The sequence below is a fragment of the Monashia sp. HAY1-2A genome, assembly GCF_056755315.1.
Genome location: NZ_JBNDHY010000030.1, coordinates 18,184 through 37,580 on the forward strand (window position 1 = coordinate 18,184; position 19,397 = coordinate 37,580).

The 19,397-nt window shown below is 72.6% G+C and carries 18 protein-coding genes and 1 tRNA gene; 10 read left to right on the forward strand and 9 right to left on the reverse strand.

All coding sequences use genetic code 11. The features are described from left to right. Positions 1-56 precede the first annotated feature (56 nt). Positions 57-605 carry a PPA1309 family protein gene (locus ACPYOM_RS06590; protein WP_481345363.1) on the reverse strand — a complete coding sequence of 183 codons (549 nt, stop codon included), beginning with the start codon at positions 603-605 and terminating at the stop codon, positions 57-59. Positions 606-804: 199 nt separating this feature from the next. On the opposite strand from ACPYOM_RS06590, the gene ACPYOM_RS06595 reads away from it, so the two are divergent. The 3 genes from ACPYOM_RS06595 to ACPYOM_RS06605 all read left to right on the forward strand — a co-directional run bounded on the left by ACPYOM_RS06595 (position 805) and on the right by ACPYOM_RS06605 (position 5,874). Beyond that, complete coding sequence (locus tag ACPYOM_RS06595) at positions 805-3,861, forward strand: UPF0182 family membrane protein (protein ID WP_481345364.1); 3,057 nt, start codon at positions 805-807, stop codon at positions 3,859-3,861. 188 nt (positions 3,862-4,049) lie between these two features. Next, positions 4,050-4,123 (forward strand) — tRNA-Met (locus tag ACPYOM_RS06600). A gap of 215 nt (positions 4,124-4,338) precedes the next feature. Further along, complete coding sequence (locus ACPYOM_RS06605) at positions 4,339-5,874, forward strand: FAD-dependent oxidoreductase (RefSeq protein ID WP_481345365.1); 1,536 nt, start codon at positions 4,339-4,341, stop codon at positions 5,872-5,874. 25 nt (positions 5,875-5,899) lie between these two features. Here the strand turns inward: ACPYOM_RS06605 and ACPYOM_RS06610 are convergent, their stop codons facing one another. Beyond that, complete coding sequence (locus tag ACPYOM_RS06610; RefSeq protein WP_481339808.1) at positions 5,900-6,388, reverse strand: MarR family winged helix-turn-helix transcriptional regulator; 489 nt, start codon at positions 6,386-6,388, stop codon at positions 5,900-5,902. Positions 6,389-6,506: 118 nt separating this feature from the next. On the opposite strand from ACPYOM_RS06610, the gene ACPYOM_RS06615 reads away from it, so the two are divergent. Continuing rightward, positions 6,507-6,698 (forward strand): hypothetical protein, encoded by a 192-nt coding sequence (locus ACPYOM_RS06615; RefSeq protein WP_481339678.1) that lies wholly within the window; start codon positions 6,507-6,509, stop codon positions 6,696-6,698. 52 nt (positions 6,699-6,750) lie between these two features. On the opposite strand, the gene ACPYOM_RS06620 is transcribed toward ACPYOM_RS06615, so the two are convergent. Beyond that, positions 6,751-8,454 (reverse strand): aminotransferase class V-fold PLP-dependent enzyme, encoded by a 1,704-nt coding sequence (locus ACPYOM_RS06620; RefSeq protein ID WP_481345366.1) that lies wholly within the window; start codon positions 8,452-8,454, stop codon positions 6,751-6,753. 128 nt (positions 8,455-8,582) lie between these two features. Between ACPYOM_RS06620 and ACPYOM_RS06625 the strand changes: the two genes are divergently transcribed. Both ACPYOM_RS06625 and ACPYOM_RS06630 read left to right on the forward strand, forming a co-directional pair. Then, positions 8,583-9,890, forward strand: coding sequence for a M16 family metallopeptidase (locus tag ACPYOM_RS06625; RefSeq protein WP_481345367.1), 1,308 nt, complete (start codon positions 8,583-8,585; stop codon positions 9,888-9,890). Beyond that, positions 9,887-11,299: a M16 family metallopeptidase gene (locus ACPYOM_RS06630; RefSeq protein WP_481345368.1), complete on the forward strand. Its 1,413-nt coding sequence runs from the start codon at positions 9,887-9,889 to the stop codon at positions 11,297-11,299. Before ACPYOM_RS06625 ends, ACPYOM_RS06630 begins: the two co-directional genes overlap by 4 nt. 45 nt (positions 11,300-11,344) lie before the next feature. Here the strand turns inward: ACPYOM_RS06630 and ACPYOM_RS06635 are convergent, their stop codons facing one another. From ACPYOM_RS06635 to ACPYOM_RS06655, 5 genes are all read right to left on the reverse strand, one after another. Then, positions 11,345-11,878, reverse strand: coding sequence for an N-acetyltransferase family protein (locus ACPYOM_RS06635; protein WP_481345369.1), 534 nt, complete (start codon positions 11,876-11,878; stop codon positions 11,345-11,347). Positions 11,879-11,881: 3 nt separating this feature from the next. After that, positions 11,882-12,712 carry a histidinol-phosphatase gene (gene hisN / locus ACPYOM_RS06640; protein ID WP_481339690.1) on the reverse strand — a complete coding sequence of 277 codons (831 nt, stop codon included), beginning with the start codon at positions 12,710-12,712 and terminating at the stop codon, positions 11,882-11,884. A gap of 103 nt (positions 12,713-12,815) precedes the next feature. Next, entirely contained in the window at positions 12,816-13,847 is a 1,032-nt protein-coding gene (gene rsgA / locus ACPYOM_RS06645; RefSeq protein WP_481339692.1) for a ribosome small subunit-dependent GTPase A, read from the reverse strand. Next, on the reverse strand, positions 13,844-15,229 hold the full coding sequence (aroA, locus tag ACPYOM_RS06650; protein WP_481345373.1) for a 3-phosphoshikimate 1-carboxyvinyltransferase: 1,386 nt from the start codon (positions 15,227-15,229) through the stop codon (positions 13,844-13,846). Before aroA ends, rsgA begins: the two co-directional genes overlap by 4 nt. A 100-nt stretch (positions 15,230-15,329) precedes the next feature. Then, the gene (locus tag ACPYOM_RS06655; RefSeq protein WP_481339697.1) at positions 15,330-15,869 is read right to left on the reverse strand and encodes a DoxX family protein; all 540 of its coding nucleotides are present in this window, start codon (positions 15,867-15,869) and stop codon (positions 15,330-15,332) included. Between the two features lie 169 nt (positions 15,870-16,038). On the opposite strand from ACPYOM_RS06655, the gene ACPYOM_RS06660 reads away from it, so the two are divergent. The 4 genes from ACPYOM_RS06660 to rsrA all read left to right on the forward strand — a co-directional run bounded on the left by ACPYOM_RS06660 (position 16,039) and on the right by rsrA (position 18,777). Then, positions 16,039-16,950 carry an SOS response-associated peptidase gene (locus ACPYOM_RS06660; protein ID WP_481345370.1) on the forward strand — a complete coding sequence of 304 codons (912 nt, stop codon included), beginning with the start codon at positions 16,039-16,041 and terminating at the stop codon, positions 16,948-16,950. A 35-nt stretch (positions 16,951-16,985) separates the two neighbouring features. Next, entirely contained in the window at positions 16,986-17,618 is a 633-nt protein-coding gene (locus ACPYOM_RS06665; RefSeq protein WP_481339701.1) for an alpha/beta hydrolase family protein, read from the forward strand. 125 nt (positions 17,619-17,743) lie between these two features. After that, the gene (locus ACPYOM_RS06670; RefSeq protein ID WP_481345371.1) at positions 17,744-18,493 is read left to right on the forward strand and encodes a sigma-70 family RNA polymerase sigma factor; all 750 of its coding nucleotides are present in this window, start codon (positions 17,744-17,746) and stop codon (positions 18,491-18,493) included. Beyond that, positions 18,490-18,777, forward strand: coding sequence for a mycothiol system anti-sigma-R factor (rsrA, locus tag ACPYOM_RS06675; RefSeq protein ID WP_481339705.1), 288 nt, complete (start codon positions 18,490-18,492; stop codon positions 18,775-18,777). Before ACPYOM_RS06670 ends, rsrA begins: the two co-directional genes overlap by 4 nt. 77 nt (positions 18,778-18,854) lie before the next feature. Here rsrA and ACPYOM_RS06680 read toward each other — a convergent pair whose 3' ends face one another. Then, the gene (locus ACPYOM_RS06680; protein WP_369791897.1) at positions 18,855-18,929 is read right to left on the reverse strand and encodes a 50S ribosomal protein bL37; all 75 of its coding nucleotides are present in this window, start codon (positions 18,927-18,929) and stop codon (positions 18,855-18,857) included. Positions 18,930-19,397 lie beyond the last annotated feature (468 nt).

Genomic DNA, 19,397 nt, shown 5'->3' on the forward strand with positions numbered 1-19,397 from the left:
GACGGAGCACCGCCCCACCGGGACAGGGGGCCGGTTCGGCCGGGCGGGCGCCTCGCTCAGTCCGAGAGGGTGGCGCGCAGGGCCTCGACGAGTCCGGGCGCGATGTCGCGACCGGTGGCCACGGCGTCGTCGGAGTCGTGGTCCCGCTGGCGCAGCAGGCAGATCGAGGAACCGTCCCGCAGCACCGCGACGACGAGCCGCACGTCCTTGCGGTCCGGGTGCGAGGCGAGCGCCTCGACGGCGTCGGTCGAGCGGCTCGGCAGGTCGCGCTCGGCCTCGGGCGGCACGACCATCCGCTCGATGGCGAAGGCGCAGCCGGCGACCTCGGCGGGCCAGGCGAGCCGGCCGAGCAGCGTCTCGAGCGAGCTCGTCCGGGGCAGGCCGTCCTGTTCGATGGCGGTCAGCGCCCCGTCGGCGAGATCGGCCGGACCCATGCCGGCGCGCAGCTGCGGCTCACGCTCGAGCAGGTCCGAGGTGCGCACCAGGGCGAAGAGCCGGGCCGGCTGGTCCCAGCCGCCGGCGGCGACGTGACGCTCGGTGTCGAGGGCGGCGACGGCAAGGGGGTCGATGACGGGCTGCGGGTCCACGCGTCCATGCTGCCGCATCGTCCCGCCCGCCCCGACGGCGGACCCGAGGCAGGGGTCGGGGGAGGAGCCGCGTCGACGCCCGAGTCACGGTGCGGTATCGGCCCGGCGGACCGCACCGGTCCGCGGGTTATGGTTTGGCTGGCGGCACCGCCCGCCCCGTCGGCGGAGCCGAACCCGCCGGACCCCCCGCCCGCCCCAGCACCCGAGGCAACTCCACGTGAGCGACAGCAACTTCGGTCCCCCTCCGCGCAACTTCGACGACGACGACGCCGGCCCACCGCGGCGCCCGGACGGCGCGACACTGCCGCCCGCGCGGCGCCCCCTGGTCACGGCGCTCGTCGTCGCGGGCGCCCTCGTCGTCGTCCTGGCCATCGCGGCCCAGTTCTGGACCGAGGTGCTCTGGTACCAGTCGGTCTCCTTCTCCTCGGTCTTCACGACCCAGCTCGTCACCAAGACCGTCCTCGGCGTCGTCGGCGGCCTGCTCACGGCCGCGGTCGTGTGGTCGAGCATCCACATCGCCTTCCGAACCCGACCCATCTACGCGCCGTCACCCGACACGCAGGCCATGGAGCACTACCGGCAGCTCGTCGAGCCGATGCGCCGCACCGCCACGGTCGCCGCGCCGCTCGCCATCGGCCTGTTCGCCGGTCTGTCGGCAGCGACGCAGTGGGACACCTTCCTCCTGTGGCGCAACGGAACCCCCTTCGGCAGCCAGGACCCCGAGTTCCACCTCGACGTCGGCTTCTTCGTCTTCGACCTGCCGTGGATCAACTTCGTCATCGCCTTCCTGACGATGATCCTCGTCATCGGCTTCATCACCGCGGCCTTCACGCACTACCTCTACGGGGGCATCGTCGCGAGCCAGAAGATGCGCTCGACGCAGGCGGCCCGCGTCCACCTGTCCGTCATCACCGCGGTCCTCGTCCTCGTGCGCGGCGTCGCGTTCTGGGTCGACCGGTACAACCTCGCGACGGCGCAGTCGACGAAGATCACCGGCATCCAGTACACCCAGGCGCACGCCGACATCCCGACCAAGGGCATCCTCGCGCTCGCGGCCGTCATGTGCGCCCTGATGTTCCTCACGGTCATCTGGACCCGGTCCTGGCGCCTGCCCCTTGTCGGCGTCGCCGTGCTCGCCGTCATCGTCGTCGCCGTCGGCGGCATCTACCCGGCGCTCATCCAGTCGCTCAAGGTGCGCCCCTCGGAGAAGTCGCTCGAGGTGCCGTACATCCAGCGCAACATCGACGCCACCCAGGCCGCGTACGGCTTCGACAAGATCAAGGTCGAGGCGTACGACACGAAGACGGTCGCAGCCCCCGGCCAGCTGCGCGGTGACGCCGCGACGGTTCCCGGCATCCGCCTCATCGACCCGAACATCGTCAGCCCGACCTTCAAACAGCTCGAGGCGAGCAAGGGCTACTACCAGTTCGCCGACGTCCTCGACGTGGACCGCTACCGGCTCGACGACAAGCTGCAGGACACCGTCATCGCGGCCCGAGAGCTGGACCTCAACGGCGTGCCCGACCTGCAGCGGAACTGGCTCAACGACCACACCGTGTACACCCACGGCTACGGCGTCGTCGCGGCGAAGGGCAACACCCGCGACTCGGACGGCGAGCCGACCTTCTTCGAGTCGCAGATCGGCACCGAGGGCGCGCTCGGCAAGTACGAGCCGCGCATCTACTTCGGCGAGTACTCGCCCGACTACTCGATCGTCGGCGGCGGCAAGAAGGAGTTCGACTACCCGGACCCCAAGGGCACCGGCCAGATCACCTACGCCTACCAGGGCACGGGCGGCGTCCAGCTCGACGCGCTCCGCCGCCTCGCGTACGCCGTCAAGTACCGGGAGATCAACTTCCTCCTGTCCGACGCCGTGACCAACGACTCGCGCATCCTCGACTACCGGACGCCGCGGGAGCGGGTGCAGCGGGTCGCGCCGTGGCTGACCCTCGACGGCAACGCCTACCCCGCGGTCGTCGACGGCCGCGTCCTGTGGATCCTCGACGGCTACACCACCTCGGCGAACTACCCGTACTCGGAGATGACGACGCTCGACACGGCCACCGAGGACGCCGTCACCAGCACGCGCACCGCGGTCCGCGCCGTGCAGGGCGGCCAGGTCAACTACGTCCGCAACTCGGTCAAGGCCACCGTCGACGCGTACGACGGCTCCGTGACGCTCTACCAGTGGGACGACCAGGACCCGGTGCTCAAGGCCTGGATGTCGATCTTCCCCGGTGTCGTCAAGCCGATGTCGGACATCAAGGGCTCGCTCATGGAGCACCTGCGCTACCCGGAGGACCTCTTCAAGGTCCAGCGCCAGCTGCTGCAGAGGTACCACGACAAGGACGCCAACTCCTTCTACGGCGGCCAGAACTTCTGGCGGGTGCCGGACGACCCGACGCAGTCCGGCGGGGACCTCATCCAGCCGCCGTACTACCTCTCGCTCGCGATGCCGGGCCAGAGCTCGCCGGCCTTCTCGTTGACCTCGACGTTCATGCCGACGGGTGACCGCAACGTCCTGTCCGGCTTCCTCGCCGTCGACGGCGACGCCGGCAACCAGGACGGCAGACGCTCGCAGAACTACGGCACGATGCGGCTGCTCGAGATGGGCGGTGGCAACGTCAGCGGTCCGGGCCAGGTCTACAACGACATGCGAACGTCGAGCACGACGTCGAACGACGCGTCGCTCGGTCGGCAGCTGACCCTCGCCCAGTTCATCTCGACGACGAGCAGCAACGGCGCCAACGTCATCTTCGGCAACCAGCTGACCCTGCCCGTGGGCGGCGGCCTGCTCTACGTCCAGCCGATCTACGTGCAGGCGGCCCGGGCGAGCGGAAGCGGATCCTTCCCGAAGCTCAACGCGGTCGCCGTGGCGTTCGGCGGCAAGATCGCGTGGGCGGGCTCGCTCGACGCGGCGCTCAACGACCTCTTCGGCGGCGAGTCCGGGGCCTCGGCCGGGGACACGGGGACCGGCACGCCCTCGACGCCGGGGGCCGGTGGCCCCGGTGGCACCGGAGGCACCCCGACCCCGACGGGCACGAGCACCTCCACGCCGAGCCCGACGACGACACGGCCGGCCCCGCCGGGCACCCCGAACGCGGCAGCTCTCGCCCAGGCCCTCAAGGACGCCGAGGCGGCCTACGCCGAGGGCGAGGCGGCGCTCAAGCGTGGCGACTTCGCCGCGTACGGTCAGGCCCAGGCCCGCCTCAAGCAGGCCCTCGAGCGCGCCGTGGCCGCGTCGCCACAGGGCACGGCGACGACGCGTCCCTGAGCGGACGCGTCGACGCCCGTCGGCGTCGTGATCGAAAACGACTGGGGCAGTGGCTGATTCGGCTGCCGCCCCAGTCGTCACCCCGGCGACGACACCGCTGCGGGCAGTCGTGGAGGCTGTGCACACCCGGGTCGACAGGGCCGATTTGGTCTTTCCCGGGGGCGTCGTCTAGGGTTGAGACATACCGACGCGGGGTGGAGCAGCTCGGTAGCTCGCCGGGCTCATAACCCGGAGGTCGCAGGTTCAAATCCTGCCCCCGCTACACAGGCCCTCCTGGCAGGAGGGCACCGGAAACCCTCGAACCCTCGGGTTCGGGGGTTTTCGTCGTTCCGGGGTCGGTGCTGCCGGCGGTCGCCCCGAGCCCGGTGAAGGGGTACGTACCAGCACGAGCCCCCGGTGCCTCCGGCCACGGCTCGCCGTGGGGCACGCCCGGGCCTGGGCCGCCCCGACACCTGCCCTGAGTCGAGAGGACCTGACGTGCTACCGGGAAACCAGGAGTCGCACTGGATCGCCACCGTGCCGCCCGGCACGCCGTACCCCGTGCTGACCGAGGACGTCACGGTCGACGTCGTCGTGGTGGGGGCCGGCGTGGCGGGCATCAGCACGGCCTGGGAGCTGACCCGCGCGGGGCTCACGGTGGCGCTGCTGGACGCCGACCGGGTCGCGGCCGGCGTCACCGGGTACACGACGGCCAAGCTCTCGGCCCAGCACACCCTCATCTACGACCACCTGACCATGCACCTCGGCGACGAGGCCGCGGCTCGCTACGCCGCGTCGCAGCAAGAGGCGATCGAGCACGTGGCGCAGGTCGCGGCCGAGCTGGGCATCGCGTGCGAGCTAGAGCGCTGCCCCGCCTACGTCTACGTCGAGGACCCGGCCCAGGTGGACGCGCTGAGGGCCGAGGCGGACGCGGCCGGTCGGGCCGGGCTGCCGGCCACCTTCACCACCGACACACCTCTGCCCTTCACCGTGGCCGGCGCCGTGCGCGTCGACGGGCAGGCGCAGTTCCACCCCCGCAAGTACCTGCTCGGCCTCGTCGAGGACATGGTCGCCCGGGGAGCGCAGGTCCACGAGCGGTCGCGGGTCGTCGAGCTCACCGAGGGCTCCCCGTGCCGGGTCGTGACCGAGCAGGGCGCCACCGTCACGGCTCGCCACGTGGTCGTGGCGACCAACTACCCGGTCTTCGACCGCGCCCTGCTGTTCTCCCGGCTCTCCGTCCGGCGTGAGCTGGTCGTGGCCGCCGCCGTGGAGCCCGACGTGGTCCCCGAGGGTCTGTTCATCACCTCCGAGCAGAACACGCGGTCGCTGCGCAGCGCCCCCTGGCACGACGGTCGGCGGCTGCTCATCGTCACCGGCGAACACTTCACACCGGGGGACGGCGACGTCACCCGCCTGTGGCGGGAGCTCCTCGACTGGACCCGGGGACAGTTCCCCACCGCCGACGTCGTCTACCGCTGGGCAGCCCAGGACGCCACCTCGCTGGACAGGGTGCCCTACATCGGGCCGTTCCACCTGGGCGCGCAGAACACCTGGGTCGCAACGGGCTTCGGCGGGTGGGGCATGGCCAGCGGCGTCCTGGCCGGCCGGCTGCTCACCGACCTGGTCTGCGAGCGCGACAACCCGTGGGCCTCGCTGTACGACCCCCGTCGCCTGCACCCGCTCACCGAGCTGGGACCAGCCGTGAAGCTGCAGGCCAAGGTCGCCCGCCACTTCGTCGGCGACCGGCTCACCTCCCACGTGGACTCCGTCGACGAGATCCCGCTCGGCCAGGGCGCGGTGACCCGCATCGACGGCACGAGGTGCGCCGTCTACCGCGACGCCGACGGCCTGCTGACCGCGGTCTCCGCCACGTGCACCCACCTCGGCTGCCTGGTGCACTTCAACGACGCGGAGACGGCCTGGGAATGTCCCTGTCACGGTTCGCGGTTCGCCGTCGACGGCAGGGTGCTGCAGGGACCGGCGAACGAACCGCTGAAGCCGCATCCCCTGCACGCCCCGGCCTCCGGTGGTTGAGGGCCCGTCGTCCGCTGAGACGGGCTCAGGCCTTCACCGTCCGGGTGGCGGCGATGACGGAGCTCAGCTCGCGGTGCAGGTCCTGGAGCTGGGACACCTCCATGCCGAGCCGCGCGATGACCTGCGGCGGGACGCCGAGGGCCTTCCGGCGAAGCTCGCGACCCTGCTCCGTCAGCCCGACGTGGAGGGCGCGGTCGTCCGTGGGGTGCGGGTCGCGGCGCACGAGCCCGGCCCCCTCGAGGCGTCGGACGAGCGGTGAGACCGTGGCCGGCTCGAGGCTGAGGAGGTCGCCGATCTCCTTGACCGTCAGGGGCGCCCGTTCCCAAAGGGCGAGCATGACGAGGTACTGCGGATGGGTCAGTCCCAGGGGTTCGAGGATCGGGCGGTAGAGCCCGATGACGTTGCGGGCGGCCACCGCCAGGGCGAAGCAGACCTGCTGGTCGAGCCGCAGGAGGTCGTCGGGGGAGTGGGACGCACCGGCGCCGACGGTGGGCACGGTGGGCACGGTTGGCACGGTGGGCTGGTCGTGGTCCGGTGCGGTCACGCCGATGTCTCCTGTCCTTCGGTCCTCGATCTCAGGATAGTATGTGTACTAATCATCAGTGCACGAACGATTTCACGAGGTGGTCCTCATGGCCCGAACCCCCCGCTCCGGGCGTCTGTCGCTCGCCTACCGCCTCGGCTACAACCTGAGGATGCTCGGCCTCAGCCTCTTCGGCCCGGCCCAGCTGGGGGAGCGCAACGACCCCAAGGAGCGTCTGCGGCGTGAACGAGCCGCTCGCGAGGCGGCGCTGCAGGCCGCCGCACGAGACGAGGCGCGCTGACCCGCTCTGACCCCGGTCCGCCACGCAGGCGCGGCGGACCGGATCCCGAGGTTCAGGTCAGGCTCGTGGCTGGCAGCTCGAACCAGCGCAGGTGGTCGAAGTCCACGTCGACTTTGCCCGGGCCGCACCGCACGGGCTCGGCCTCGGCGAGGACCTGCCGGGCATCGGCGAGGTGCTGCTCCAGCGCCTCCTCGCCCAGCCGGTCGGTGTGGCGCGGGTAGTGCAGGCCGTCGGCGCCGAAGCGGACGTCGCGCAGTCGCAGCGGTGGCTCGACGGGCCCGTTGCGGTGTCGCCACAGACCCGTCGCCGGCTCGAAGGAGTAGTCACCGAGGAGGCGCCAGCCGTCCCTGGCCACGAGCCGGACGGCCTCGATGACGTAGTCGGCCACGGCGTCGGAGATGAAGTAGTTGAAGTTGATGCGCACCCATCCGGGCTTGATGCCCTCGCAGCCGCGGCCGATCTCGCGCTCGAACTCGTGCGAGCGCTCGAGGTCGATGCCGAGCAGGTGGTGGCCGTAGGGCCCCGCGCACGAGCACCCGCCACGCGACTGGATCCCGAAGAGGTCGTTGAGGACGGCGACGACGAAGTTGTGGTGCAGGTACGGGCCGTCGGGGGAGCGCACGACGAACGAGACGATGGACAGGCGCTCGGCGTCGAGGTTGCCGAGGATCTCGATGGCCGGCTCCTGGGTCCAGGCCTCGGCGGCGCGGCGCAGGAAGGCGTCCTCGCGGGCTCGGATCGTCGCGACGCCGACCGCTTCCTTGAGTGCGAACACGAGCCCGGCGCGGATCGACTCGACGATGGCGGGCGTCCCGCCCTCCTCCCGGTGGGCGGGGTCGGTGAGGTAGTCGTGGGCCGCCGGGTTGACGTAGGCGACGGTGCCGCCGCCCGGGACGTCGGGTACCCGGTTGGTGAGCAGCTCACGCCGGACGACGAGGACGCCCGGCGTGGCCGGACCGCCGATGAACTTGTGCGGGCTGAGGAACACGGCGTCCTTGCGGGCCAGGTCGCTCGCGACGCCCCGTCCCCCGCGCCCGTACATCTCGATGTCGACGTACGGTCCCGCGGCGGCGAAGTCCCAGAAGGCGAGGGCGCCGTGCTCGTGCAGGAGCGTCGAGATCGCGTCGGTGTCGGTGACGATGCCGGTGACGTTGCTCGCGGCGGAGAAGGAGCCGATGCGCAACGGCCGGTCGGCATGCTCCTGGAGCCGGTCCCGCAGCACCACGAGGTCGACATGGCCGTCCAGGTCCTGGGGGATGACGACGACGTCGGCGACGCACTCGCGCCACATGACCTCGTTCGAGTGGTGCTCGTAGGGGCCGATGAAGACGACCGGGCGCTGGTCGGAGGGCACGAGCTCGCTGGCGTGCCAACGGTCCTCGAAGCCGGACGGGACACGGAGGCCGAGGATGCCGACCAGCTTGTCGATGGCGCCGGTGCAGCCGGAGCCGGCGAAGACGACGACGGTCTCGTCGTCGCCGCCCACGGCGTCGCGGATGGTCCGACGGGCGTCCTCCCGCAGCCGCGTCGTCTGGAGGCCGGTGCCCGAGCTCTCGGTGTGCGTGTTCGCGTAGCGAGGCAGGACCTCGTCGCGGACGAAGTCCTCGATGAAGCCCAGCGCCCGCCCCGACGCCGTGTAGTCGGCGTAGGTGACGCGGCGCGGGCCGTACGGGCCGACCATGACCTGGTCGTCGCCGATGACGGAGGCGCGGATGGTCGCGAGCAGGTCGGGGTCCGGAGTGGTGCTGGCGGTCATGGACCAACCATAGCGTCAAGTGATGCTATTCGTCACAACCATAACCCACAGTTTGCTAAGGGTGTGGCGTCGCGCGAGGTCCCGAGGGCGCCCGCGAACTCTCGCCCTCGTCGCATAGGGTCGAGCGCGTGACGTCGATCTCCTATCCCCTCGCGGAGCGCACGCTGCCCAACGGTCTGCGCGTCATCGTCAGCGAGGACCACGCCGTGCCCAACGTCGCCGTCAACCTCTGGGTCGGCGTCGGCTCCCGCCACGAGGCGCCCGGGCGCACCGGGTTCGCGCACCTGTTCGAGCACCTCATGTTCCAGGGCAGCCGCAACGTGGCCTCGGGAGAGCACTTCTCGGCGCTCATGGACGAGGGCGCCCGCCTCAACGCGACGACGTGGTTCGACCGCACGAACTACTTCGAGACCGTCCCGACCGGCGCCCTCGAGCTCGCCCTGTGGCTCGAGGCGGACCGGCACGGCTACCTGCTCGACGCGGTCAACCAGGAGAACCTCGACAACCAGCGCGACGTCGTCAAGGAGGAGAAGCGCCAGCGGTACGACAACGTCCCGTACGGCACGGCCCTCATCGACATCTACGCGACGGCCTTCCCGGAGGACCACCCCTACCACCACCCGACGATCGGCTCCATGGAGGACCTCGACGCGGCGACGGTGGAGGACGTCCACGCCTTCTTCCGGGCCCACTACGGCCCCAACAACACCGTCCTCACGCTCGTCGGGGACCTCACCCCCGAGGACGGGTTCGCTGCCGCCGAGAGGTACTTCGGCCACCTGCCGGCCATCGAGCTGCACGAGCAGCCAAGACGGCCGCAGCTGCCGCCGCTGGAGGCGCCGGTGCGCCTCGACCGCGTCGGTGACGTGCCGAACGACCGGCTCTACGTGGCGTTCCGGCTGCCCGTCGACACGACGCCCGAGTACCACGCCTGCCAGGTCGCCGTCGACGTGCTCGGCGGCCTGGCCAGCTCGCGCCTCATCCGGCGCCTCGTGCGCCGCGACGAGACGGCCGTCGCGGTCGGGGGCTGGACGATGGGCCTCGTCGACGGCGTCGGTCTGGGCGCCTTCACCGTCGACGTCGCGGAGGGCGCCGACGTCGAGCGGGTCGAGGAGGTGCTCTGCGAGGAGCTGTCGGCCCTCGCCGAGCAGGGGCCGGACGCCGAGGAGATGGAGTCGGTCGTCGCCGACACGGAGCGCTCGTGGCTCAGCGCCCTCGCCAGCATCGAGGAGCGGGCCGACCACATCAGCCACCACGCCCTGCTGACCGGTGACGCCGGCTACGTCAACGCGTTCGTCGACCAGGTCCGCGCCGTGACCCCCGACGAGGTCCGCGCCGTGACGGCCGCGTGGCTCGCGCCCGAGGCTCGCGCGGTCGTGCGCTACCTCGCCGAGCCGGGAGCCACCGCAGGCGGCGAGGGGGAGGAGGCGGCATGAGCACGCCCACGTCCGACACCACCGTCGCTCGACCCCCCGTCGCCGCCCCGCAGCCCTGGGCCTTCCCGGAGCCCGTGACCCACGACCTGCCCAACGGCCTGCACCTGGTCACCTACGACGTGCCCGGCCAGTACGTCCTGTCGCTGCGCCTCGGCCTGCCCGTATCACTGCGGGACGAGCCGCGGGACCGCGAGGGCGTCGCGACGATCATGGCCCGCACCCTCGACGAGGGCACCGAGCACCACAGCGCCGACGAGTTCGCCCGGCTGCTCGAGCGCAAGGGCGTGGGGTTCGGCGCCGGCCTGTCCGAGGCCGGCCTGTCGGTCGACCTCGACGTCGTCAAGGGAAACCTCGAGCCGGCCCTGGACCTGCTGCGCCAGATCCTCACCGAGCCGGTGTTCCCCCACGCGGAGGTGGCACGCCAGGTTCGCACCCGGCTCGCCGAGATCGAGCAGGAGCGGTCCGTCGCCGCGCACCGGGCCATCCTCGAGTTCGTCCGCACGTTCTACGACGCCGACGACCGCGCCTCCCGCCCCACCGGCGGGACCCGCGAGACCGTGGCGGCCATCACGCGCGACGACGTCGTGGCGTTCCACGCCGAGCACGTCGTCGCCGCCGGTGTGACGATGGTCGTCGCCGGCGACCTCGAGGGCCTCGACGTGCCCTCCCTCGTCGAGTCGGCCCTCGGCGGATGGCAGCACGGGCCTCGTGAACGGGGCAGGCACCTCGACACCGCGGGCACGCTGGCCCCGGACCGGTCGCGCGTCGTCTTCGTGTCGCGTCCGGGTTCGGTGCAGACCGAGCTCGTCGTGGGGGCTCCCGGGCCCGACCGGTCGGTCGAGGGCGGCTGGGCGCCCTACCCGGTGCTGGGGTTCGTCCTCGGCGGGTCTCCGAACGCGCGCGTCGACGCGGTGCTCCGCGAGGAGAAGGGCTACACCTACGGCATCCGCTCCAGCTTCCGTCCCCGACGTCGCGGCGGGCTCTTCCTCACCACCGGCTCCGTGCGGTCCGACTCGACCGAGGACGCCGTGCGCCTGCTCCTCGACATCCTGGGCGGCGGATGGAAGGGGTTCAGCGACAAGGAGATCCGCTCCGGTGTCGACTACATCTCCAAGACCGCCCCGGGTCGTTACGCCACTGCCGACACCATCGCCGACGAAGCCGTCGGCATGGCGCTCGACGGCCGCACGACGGCCTTCACCACCGAGAACCTGCGCGACCTGGCGACGGTCGACGCCGCCCGCGTCGAGGCGGCGTTCCGCCGGTTCGCCGAGGAGGCGGGGATCACCGGCGAGGAGCCGGGCGCCGGCTGGACGATCGTCCTCGTCGGCGACGCCGAGGCGCACCTGGAAGCCGTCCGGGGCCTCGGTCTCGGCGAGGTCACCGTCGTGCGCGACGTGCCTCGCTGACCAGGCCCCGCCGGACGGGCCGGAGCACGCCGTCGCTGACCGCGCTCAGGTCAGCGGCTGCTCGAGGACGTAGTCGTCCTCGTACCGGCCGCCCACGAGGAAGCGCTTGGTGCCGACGCGCTCGAAGCCGCTCTTGGCGTAGAACCGCTGGGCGCGCTCGTTCTGCTGGTTCACCCCGAGCCAGATGCCGGCCGCACCGGTGGAGCGTGCCCACCCGATCGCCTCGGCCATGAGACGAGCGGCGGTACCGCGACCGTGCGACGAGGGGAGCACGTAGATCTTGCTCAGCTCGACGGCGGGCCGGTGACGGATCGCAGCGCGGACGTCGTCGTCGGACGGCTCGCCGGCCACGAGCATCGCGTAGCCGACGGCCGTGCCGTCCTCCTCGGCCAGGAGCAGGTGGCGGGCCGGGTCGAGGACGTACTCGGCGAACCGGTCCGGGGACAGCACGTCGGAGACGAAGGCCTCGACGCGGTCGCGCGTCATGTCCGGCGGGCAGGCGAGGGCGAAGGTCTCGGCCGCGACCGCTGCGAGCGCGGGCACGTCGGCGGGGCCTGCCGCGCGTACGAGCAGCCCCATGGCTCAGGCGTTCTCCGGGTTCGAGGCCGCGCGCGCGGTCTCGCGGTCGGACGGCATGCCGATGCGCTCGAGCACCGTGTCGTGGAGCAGGCCGTTGGTCGCCACGGCGTTGCCGCTCCAGCAGCCGGGTCGGCCGTCCAGCCCCGTGAACCGCCCGCCGGCCTCCTCGACGATCGCGACGAGCGCGGCCATGTCGTGCACCTCGAGCTCGGGCTCCGCGGCGATGTCGACGGCACCCTCGGCGACGAGCATGTAGGACCAGAAGTCCCCGTAGGCGCGGGTGCGCCAGCAGTCGTCCATGAGGTCGAGGAAGTCGTCGCGCCGCCCTCGTACCCGCCAGCCGGAGAGCGAGGAGTACGACAGCGACGCGTCCCCGAGGCGTCCCACCTGCGACACCGCGATCGGCTTGGCCGACGACAGCGACCGGCCGGTCCAGGCGCCGCTGCCGACCGCGGCCCACCAGCGCCGACCGAGGGCCGGCGCGGAGACGACGCCGAGGACCGGCACGTTGTCGACCACGAGGGCGATGAGGGTCGCCCACACCGGGACGCCGCGGACGAAGTTCTTCGTGCCGTCGATGGGGTCGACGATCCACCGCCGTGGCCCGTGGCCCGTCGTCTCGAACTCCTCGCCCTGGACGGCGTCGCGCGGACGGGTGCGCTTGAGCTGGGACCGGACGAGCTCCTCGGCGGCCCGGTCGGCGTCGGTGACCGGCGTGAGGTCGGGCTTGCTCTCGACGACGAGGTCGGCGGCGCGGAAACGGCTCAGGGTCACGCGCTCGACGGCGTCGGCGAGCACGTGGGCCAGGCGGAGGTCGTCGTCGTAGGAGGTCACCGGGTCAACCTAGCCTGCGCCGGGCGACCGCGGTGGGAACGGTCGCGCGGTGGCGTCCGCGACGTGTGCCGAGGCGTCTCGGCAGAACGGGCATCCCTGTGCCTCAGCGTTCCTCGGTCGAGCGACTCGACAGGAGCCGGCGCAGGGAGGCGAGCCGCGACGGTCCGGCGGAACCGGCGTGCCCACCGGCCACCCACGCGTCCAGCGCGCACTCGTCCTCGTCGTGGGTGCAGCCGCGGGGGCACTCCGCGGTGCCTTCGGCGAGGTCGGGGAAGTGGTCGATGATGCGGTCCGGGTCGATGTGGGCCAGCCCGAACGAGCGCACGCCCGGGGTGTCGATGACCCAGCCGTCGTCGTCGGGCAGGCGCAGCGCGACGGCGTTGGTGGAGGTGTGCCGGCCACGTCCCGTCGTGTCGTTGACGACGCCGGTGGCCCGCATCGCCGTCGGCACGAGGGCGTTGACGAGCGTGCTCTTGCCGACCCCGGAGTGCCCCACGAGCACGGAGACCCTGCCCGCCAGCCGGTCGCGCAGCTCCTCGAGGCCGGTGAACCCGTCGCGGGTCCGGGCCGTGACGACGTGCTCGACCTCGAGCGGCGCGTACGTCGCCAGGAAGGGGGCGGGGTCGACGAGGTCCGCCTTGGTCAGCGCGAGCAGCGGCTCGAGGTCGGCGTCGTAGGCCGCGACGAGGCAGCGGTCGACCATCCGCGGCCGCGGCTCCGGGTCGGCGAGCGCCGTGACGATGACGAGCTGGTCGGCGTTGGCCACGATGATCCGCTCGTAGGGGTCGGTGTCGTCGGCCGTGCGTCGCAGCACCGACCGGCGGTCCTCGATGCGCACGATGCGGGCCAGGGCATCCGGTCCGCCGGCGAGGTCGCCGACGAGCGCGACGTCGTCGCCGACGACGACCCGGGTCCGGCCGACCTCGCGTGCCTTCATGGCCGTGACGACGCGTTCGGGCTCCTTGCGCCCGAGCGCGCCCTGGGGCACGAGGCACGTGTACCGCCCGCGGTCGACGCCGATGACCATCGCGACGACCGCGTCGGCGTGCGCCGGACGCTCCTTGGTGCGGGGCCTCGAGCCCTTGCGGCTGGGGCGGACGCGGACGTCCCCCTCGTCGAGGTCCCGCCAGCTCATCGGGGCAGCACCACGTGCGCCGCACCGGCGAGCATGCCGTGCCACAGGCCGACGAAGTCCGGCAGCGTCTTGCGGGTCGTGCCGATGTCCTCGACCTGGACGCCGGGGACGCGCAGGCCGACGATCGCGCCCGCGGTGGCCATCCGGTGGTCGTGGTAGGTGCGGAACCGCCCGCCGTGCAAGGCCGCCGGCGCGATGCGCAGACCGTCCTCGGTCTCGGTGACCCGGCTGCCCAGACCGCCGAGCTCGGCCGTCAGCGCGGCCAGCCGGTCGGTCTCGTGCCCGCGGATGTGGGCGACGCCACGGATCCACGACGGACTGGACGCCAGCGCCGCGAGGGCGGCCACGGTCGGGGTCAGCTCGGCCGCGTCGTGCAGGTCGATGTCGATGCCCGCGAGCTCGTCGCCACCGCTGACGGTCAGGCCCCAGCGGTCGAGGCGGACGTCGGCGCCCATGGCGTCGAGGATCTCCCGGAGCATGTCGCCGGCCTGCGTCGTGTGCTGGGGCCAGCCCGGTACCCGGACCGTGCCGCCGGCGACGAGCGCGGCCGCGACGAAGGGCCCGGCGTTGGACAGGTCCGGCTCGACGGACACGTCGAGGGCGTTGATCTCCGACGGCTCGACGCGCCACGTGTTCGGCTCGCTGTCGTCGACGATGGCACCCGCGTCGCGGAGCGTCTCGACCGTCATGAGGATGTGCGGCTCGCTCGGGACGGGTTTGCCGTCGTGGTGGACCGTGACACCGTCGTCGTAGCGGGCGCCGGCGAGCAGGAGGCTCGAGATGAACTGCGAGGACATCGACGCGTCCATCGTGACGCTGCCGCCGGCCAGCCCGCCGCGTCCGTGGACGCTGATCGGCAGGTGCCCCTCGGCGTCGTCGATGTCGGCGCCGAGCGTGCGCAGCGCGTCGATGACCGGGCCCATCGGGCGGACCCGCGCCTGCGGGTCGCCGTCGAGCAGCACCGGGCCGTCGGCGAGCACGGCGACCGCGGGCAGGAACCGCATGACGGTCCCGGCGAGGCCGCAGTCCACGCGCCCGCCGCCCCGGAGCGTCTCCGGGGGAGTGACGAGCCAGTCCTCGACGGCTCCGGGCGCGGTCTCGCCCTCCGGTGGCACGTCGTCGATGCGGACGCCGAGGCTGCGCAGCGCGTCGGCCATGAGGAGCGTGTCACGCGAGCGGAGCGGCGCCCGCAGGCGCGACCGGTCGCTCGCGAGGGCCGCGAGGACGAGATAGCGGTTGGTCAGGGACTTGCTGCCGGGCAGGACCACGGTGGCGTCCAGCGGCCCGGGGGCGGTCGGCGCCGGCCAGTCCGGGTCCGTCGGTGTGTCGGTCGGCGTGTCGGTCGGCGTGTCGGTCGGGGTGCCCGTCCGCGTGTCCGTCAGGGTGCCACCGGCGGGACCGGCCGCGGCACCTGCGGGACCCGCGGCCTGGTGGGGGCCCGTGGGCAGGGGATCGGCAGGGAGGGGATCAGCGGGACTCAAGTCAGCTCACGACGTCCTGGGCTCGATGGGCGAGGAGGCGGGCCTCGCGCGTGGCGGTCGCCCTGGCGTGGCGTGCCTCACGGCGCGTGGTCTTCGTGGCGTGCTGGGCGCGCCACGCGAGGCCCGGACGGCCTGCGGTGTCGGCGGCTGCGAGGAGCAGGCCGCCGAGGAGGCCGACGTTCTTGAGGAAGAGGCTGCGGCTCGCGGCCTTGCGGGCCGGGTCGGTCTCGTCCCAGAAGGCGTGCTCGATCGCCGTCGTCGGCACGATCGAGGCGGCGAGCACGGTGGACGCGATGCGCGGCAGCCGGCCCGTGGCCAGCAGGACGCCGCCGCCGAGGAGCGCCGCGCCGTTGACGCGGACGACGAGGTCGGGGTCCTTCGCGGCGCGCGCCACCTTGTCCGAGCCGGGCACCTGGTCCGGGACCTTCCCGAGCAGGTGCGCCGCCTTGTCGGTGCGCGCGGACGGGTTGCGCAGGGCATCGACCCCCGCGGCGATGAACACGGACGCGAGCAGGGGACGAGCGAGACGGCGGACGATCATGACCTTCCTCCTCCGGCCACGGCCGTGCGGGACGGGCGTGGCCATCGTGGACCAGTGGGAACCTACGGTAGCGACATACCCGCGGTCGCACGCCCCCGCGCCCACCGACCCCGGGCGTGACACTGGCGTGACACGGGCGTCGACACCGGGTGGACCTAGGCTGGGCGCCATGTGTGGGAGGTACGCCGCCAGCGCCCGGCCCGACGAGCTCGTCGAGGCCTTCGACGTCGACGAGGACCACACCGCCGAGCCGGCCCGAAGCATCCTCAAGAACCCCCAGAACCCACCCGCGGGCGAGCCGGACTGGAACATGGCGCCGTCCAAGCAGGCGCCGGTCGTGCTGAGCCGGGCGCCTCGCGTCCCCAGCGCCGCCGACGCGGCCGATGCCGCCGGTTCCGCGGACCCCGCCGACGCCACCGGCGTCGCTCGCGGTGGCTCGGGGGTCGACACGGCCGCGGTGCGTCAGCTGCGCCTGCTGACGTGGGGGCTCGTACCGGCCTGGGCCAAGGACGTCACGATGGGCCAGCGGATGACGAACGCGCGGGCCGAGTCGGTCCTCGGCAAGGGGGCCTTCGCGAAGGCGGCCCTGTCGCGGCGGTGCGTCGTGCCGGCCGACGGCTGGTACGAGTGGCAGGTCTCGCCGACCGCCCTCGACGCCAAGGGCAAGCCGCGCAAGCAGCCCTTCTTCATCCGCCGCGCCGACGGTGCGCCGGTCGGCTTCGCCGGCCTGTACGAGTTCTGGCGCGACCGCCAGCGACCCGACGGCGACCCGGACGCCTGGCTGACGACCTTCACCATCATCACGACCGCCGCCGACCCGGGCATGGACCGGATCCACGACCGGCAGCCCCTCGTCCTCGAGCCGGAACAGTGGGCGCGTTGGCTCGACCCGGCCGAGAAGGACCCCGCCTACGTCCAGGGCGTGCTCGAGTTCGCGAGCCCGGGCCGGTTCGAGGCCTACCCGGTCGGCCGAGCTGTCGGGGCCACGTCGAACAACGGCCCGCACCTGCTCGACCCCGTGCCCAGGGAGGAGCTCGTCGGTGTCGTCGACCCGATGACCGGCGAGGTGATCGGGTCGTGACGCCGCCGTCGCGAGAGCCCGGACGAGGGTACGGGGTGCGACCCGCCGTCCGCGAGGTGGAGACACCGCAGGGTCCCGCGCGGGTCCACGTGTGGCGTCCGGTGCGCGCCGGCTCGACGGTCGTCCTCGGGCACGGCGCCGGCGGGGGTCTGGGGGCGCTGGACCTGACGGTGGCCCGCGAGGCCCTCGTGGCCTCGGGCCGGGCGGTCGCGCTCGTCGAACAGCCGTGGCTCGTCGCCGGGCGCAAGGTCGCCGGGCGGCCGCCGACGCTCGACGAGGCCTGGGTGCCGGTCGTGGAGGCGCTGCTGTCGGGACGGTCCCGCCTGCCGCGTCCCCTCGTCGTCGGCGGTCGCAGCGCGGGCGCCCGCGTCGCCTGCCGGACGGCGGCCGCCCTCGGGGCCGACGCCGCGCTCCTGCTCAGCTTCCCGCTCCACCTGCCGGGCCGTCCGGACCGGCTGCGCGCGGACGAGCTGGCGCTCGCACCCGACCCGACCTGGGTGGTCCAGGGCCTCCGCGACACCTTCGGCACACCCGAGGAGGTGCGTCCCCACCTGCCGCCCGGCGCGACGCTCGTCGAGGTCCCGGGCGCCCACAGCTTCCCCCGCAGCTCACGGACCCGGCTCGCCGAGGAGCTGACCCGGATCGCGGGAATGCTGCCCGGCGTGTGACCGTTGCACGTGGCATGGTTCCCAGCCCCTGCGTCGCCCCCGAGCGCCGGTCCGGCTCTCCCTCCGAGGCCCGGCGCACCGGAGCCGCCGTGGCGGCCGGCCCGGCCCGACTAGGCTGGGACGTGATGGCTAAGGACAAGCAGACCGACCCGACGGCTCCCCTGCGTCTCGCGGAGCCCGACCCCGAGGTTGCCGACGCGGACGCGCAGGCCGGCGCCGACGCGTCCGTCGACGTCTCGGCCGAGACGCCCGAGCAGCGCCGCGCCCGGTTCGAGCGCGAGGCGATGCCGCTGCTCGACCAGCTCTACAGCGCGGCGTTGCGCACGACGCGCAACCCGAGCGACGCCGAGGACCTCGTGCAGGAGACGTTCGCCAAGGCGTACGCGGCCTTCCACCAGTACCGCCCGGGCACCAACCTCAAGGCGTGGATGTACCGCATCCTCACCAACACCTACATCAACAGCTACCGCAAGAAGCAGCGCCAGCCGCTGGAGTCGGACGCGGCCGAGATCGAGGACTACCAGCTGGCGCGCGCCGAGTCGCACTCGTCGTCCGGGTTGCGGTCGGCCGAGGCCGAGGCGCTCGACCACCTGCCCGACAGCGACGTCAAGCGCGCCCTGCAGGAGATCCCCGAGGAGTTCCGGCTCGCGGTCTACTTCGCCGACGTCGAGGGCTACTCCTACAAGGAGATCGCCGAGATCATGGAGACCCCGATCGGCACGGTCATGAGCCGCCTGCACCGCGGCCGGCGCCAGCTCCGCGAGCTGCTGTCCGAGTACGCCGCCGGTCGGGGCTTCGCCCAGGCCGGGGCCGCTGGCACGACGAGCGGGGCGGGCCCGACGGGCCGCCCGGGCACGGAAGGAAGCGGGTCATGAGTCACCACGACAGCACCGGTGGGGACAGCGGGCGCACCGACTGCTCGGAGGCCCTGCTGCGCGTCTACGAGTACCTCGACGGTGAGCTCGGGCCGGAGGACTGCGCCAAGATCCAGGCCCACCTCGACGAGTGCGGGCCCTGCCTCAAGGAGTACGACCTCGACACGACGCTCAAGGCGCTGATCAAGCGCTCGTGCGGTCGCGAGGAGGCGCCCGACTCGCTGCGCACGACGATCATGTCGCGCATCTCGATGACGGTCATCACCGTCGAGCGCGGCCAGTAACCGTCCGGGCCTCGTGCGGCCCGGGAACGACGAAGGCCCGCCTCCCTTGGGGGAGGTGGGCCTTTGACGTCTGCGGCTCAGGCGTTGGGCTTGCGGCCGTGGTTGGCGGCGTTGCCCTTGCGCGAGCGACGCTTGCGGGCGCGCTTGCTCATCGGGGTCTCCTCGTGGATGCTTCTGGGGTGCTGCCCGGAACGGGCACGAAGCCCCGATTCTTCCACACGCGTGGCGGGGCGCCGAATCCACAGGGGGTTTGCGCTCACAAACGTAAAATCTTGGTATAGATCCGGCCGCTTACCACCGGACGTGCTTCCGCATGCCTGCACGCTGATGTCACCCTGAACGCCGAGGGAAACCTCTGTTGTTCTGTGCTGCCGCAGCAAGCCCCTCCATGGCGCACGCATCCGGAACATCACCACCTGAAGGAGCCCCCACATGTTCGCTGCTCTCCTGTCGGCCCTCGCCGCCACCACCGACTACACCACGCGCGCCGTCATCTCGTTCGCCAGCGTCTGGGGCTGGGGCGGCTGAGCGCGACCTCCACCGACGGCGCCACGGACGTTCCACGTCCTGTCTCTTATACACATCTGACGCTGCCGACGACGGAGAGAGTGTAGATCTCG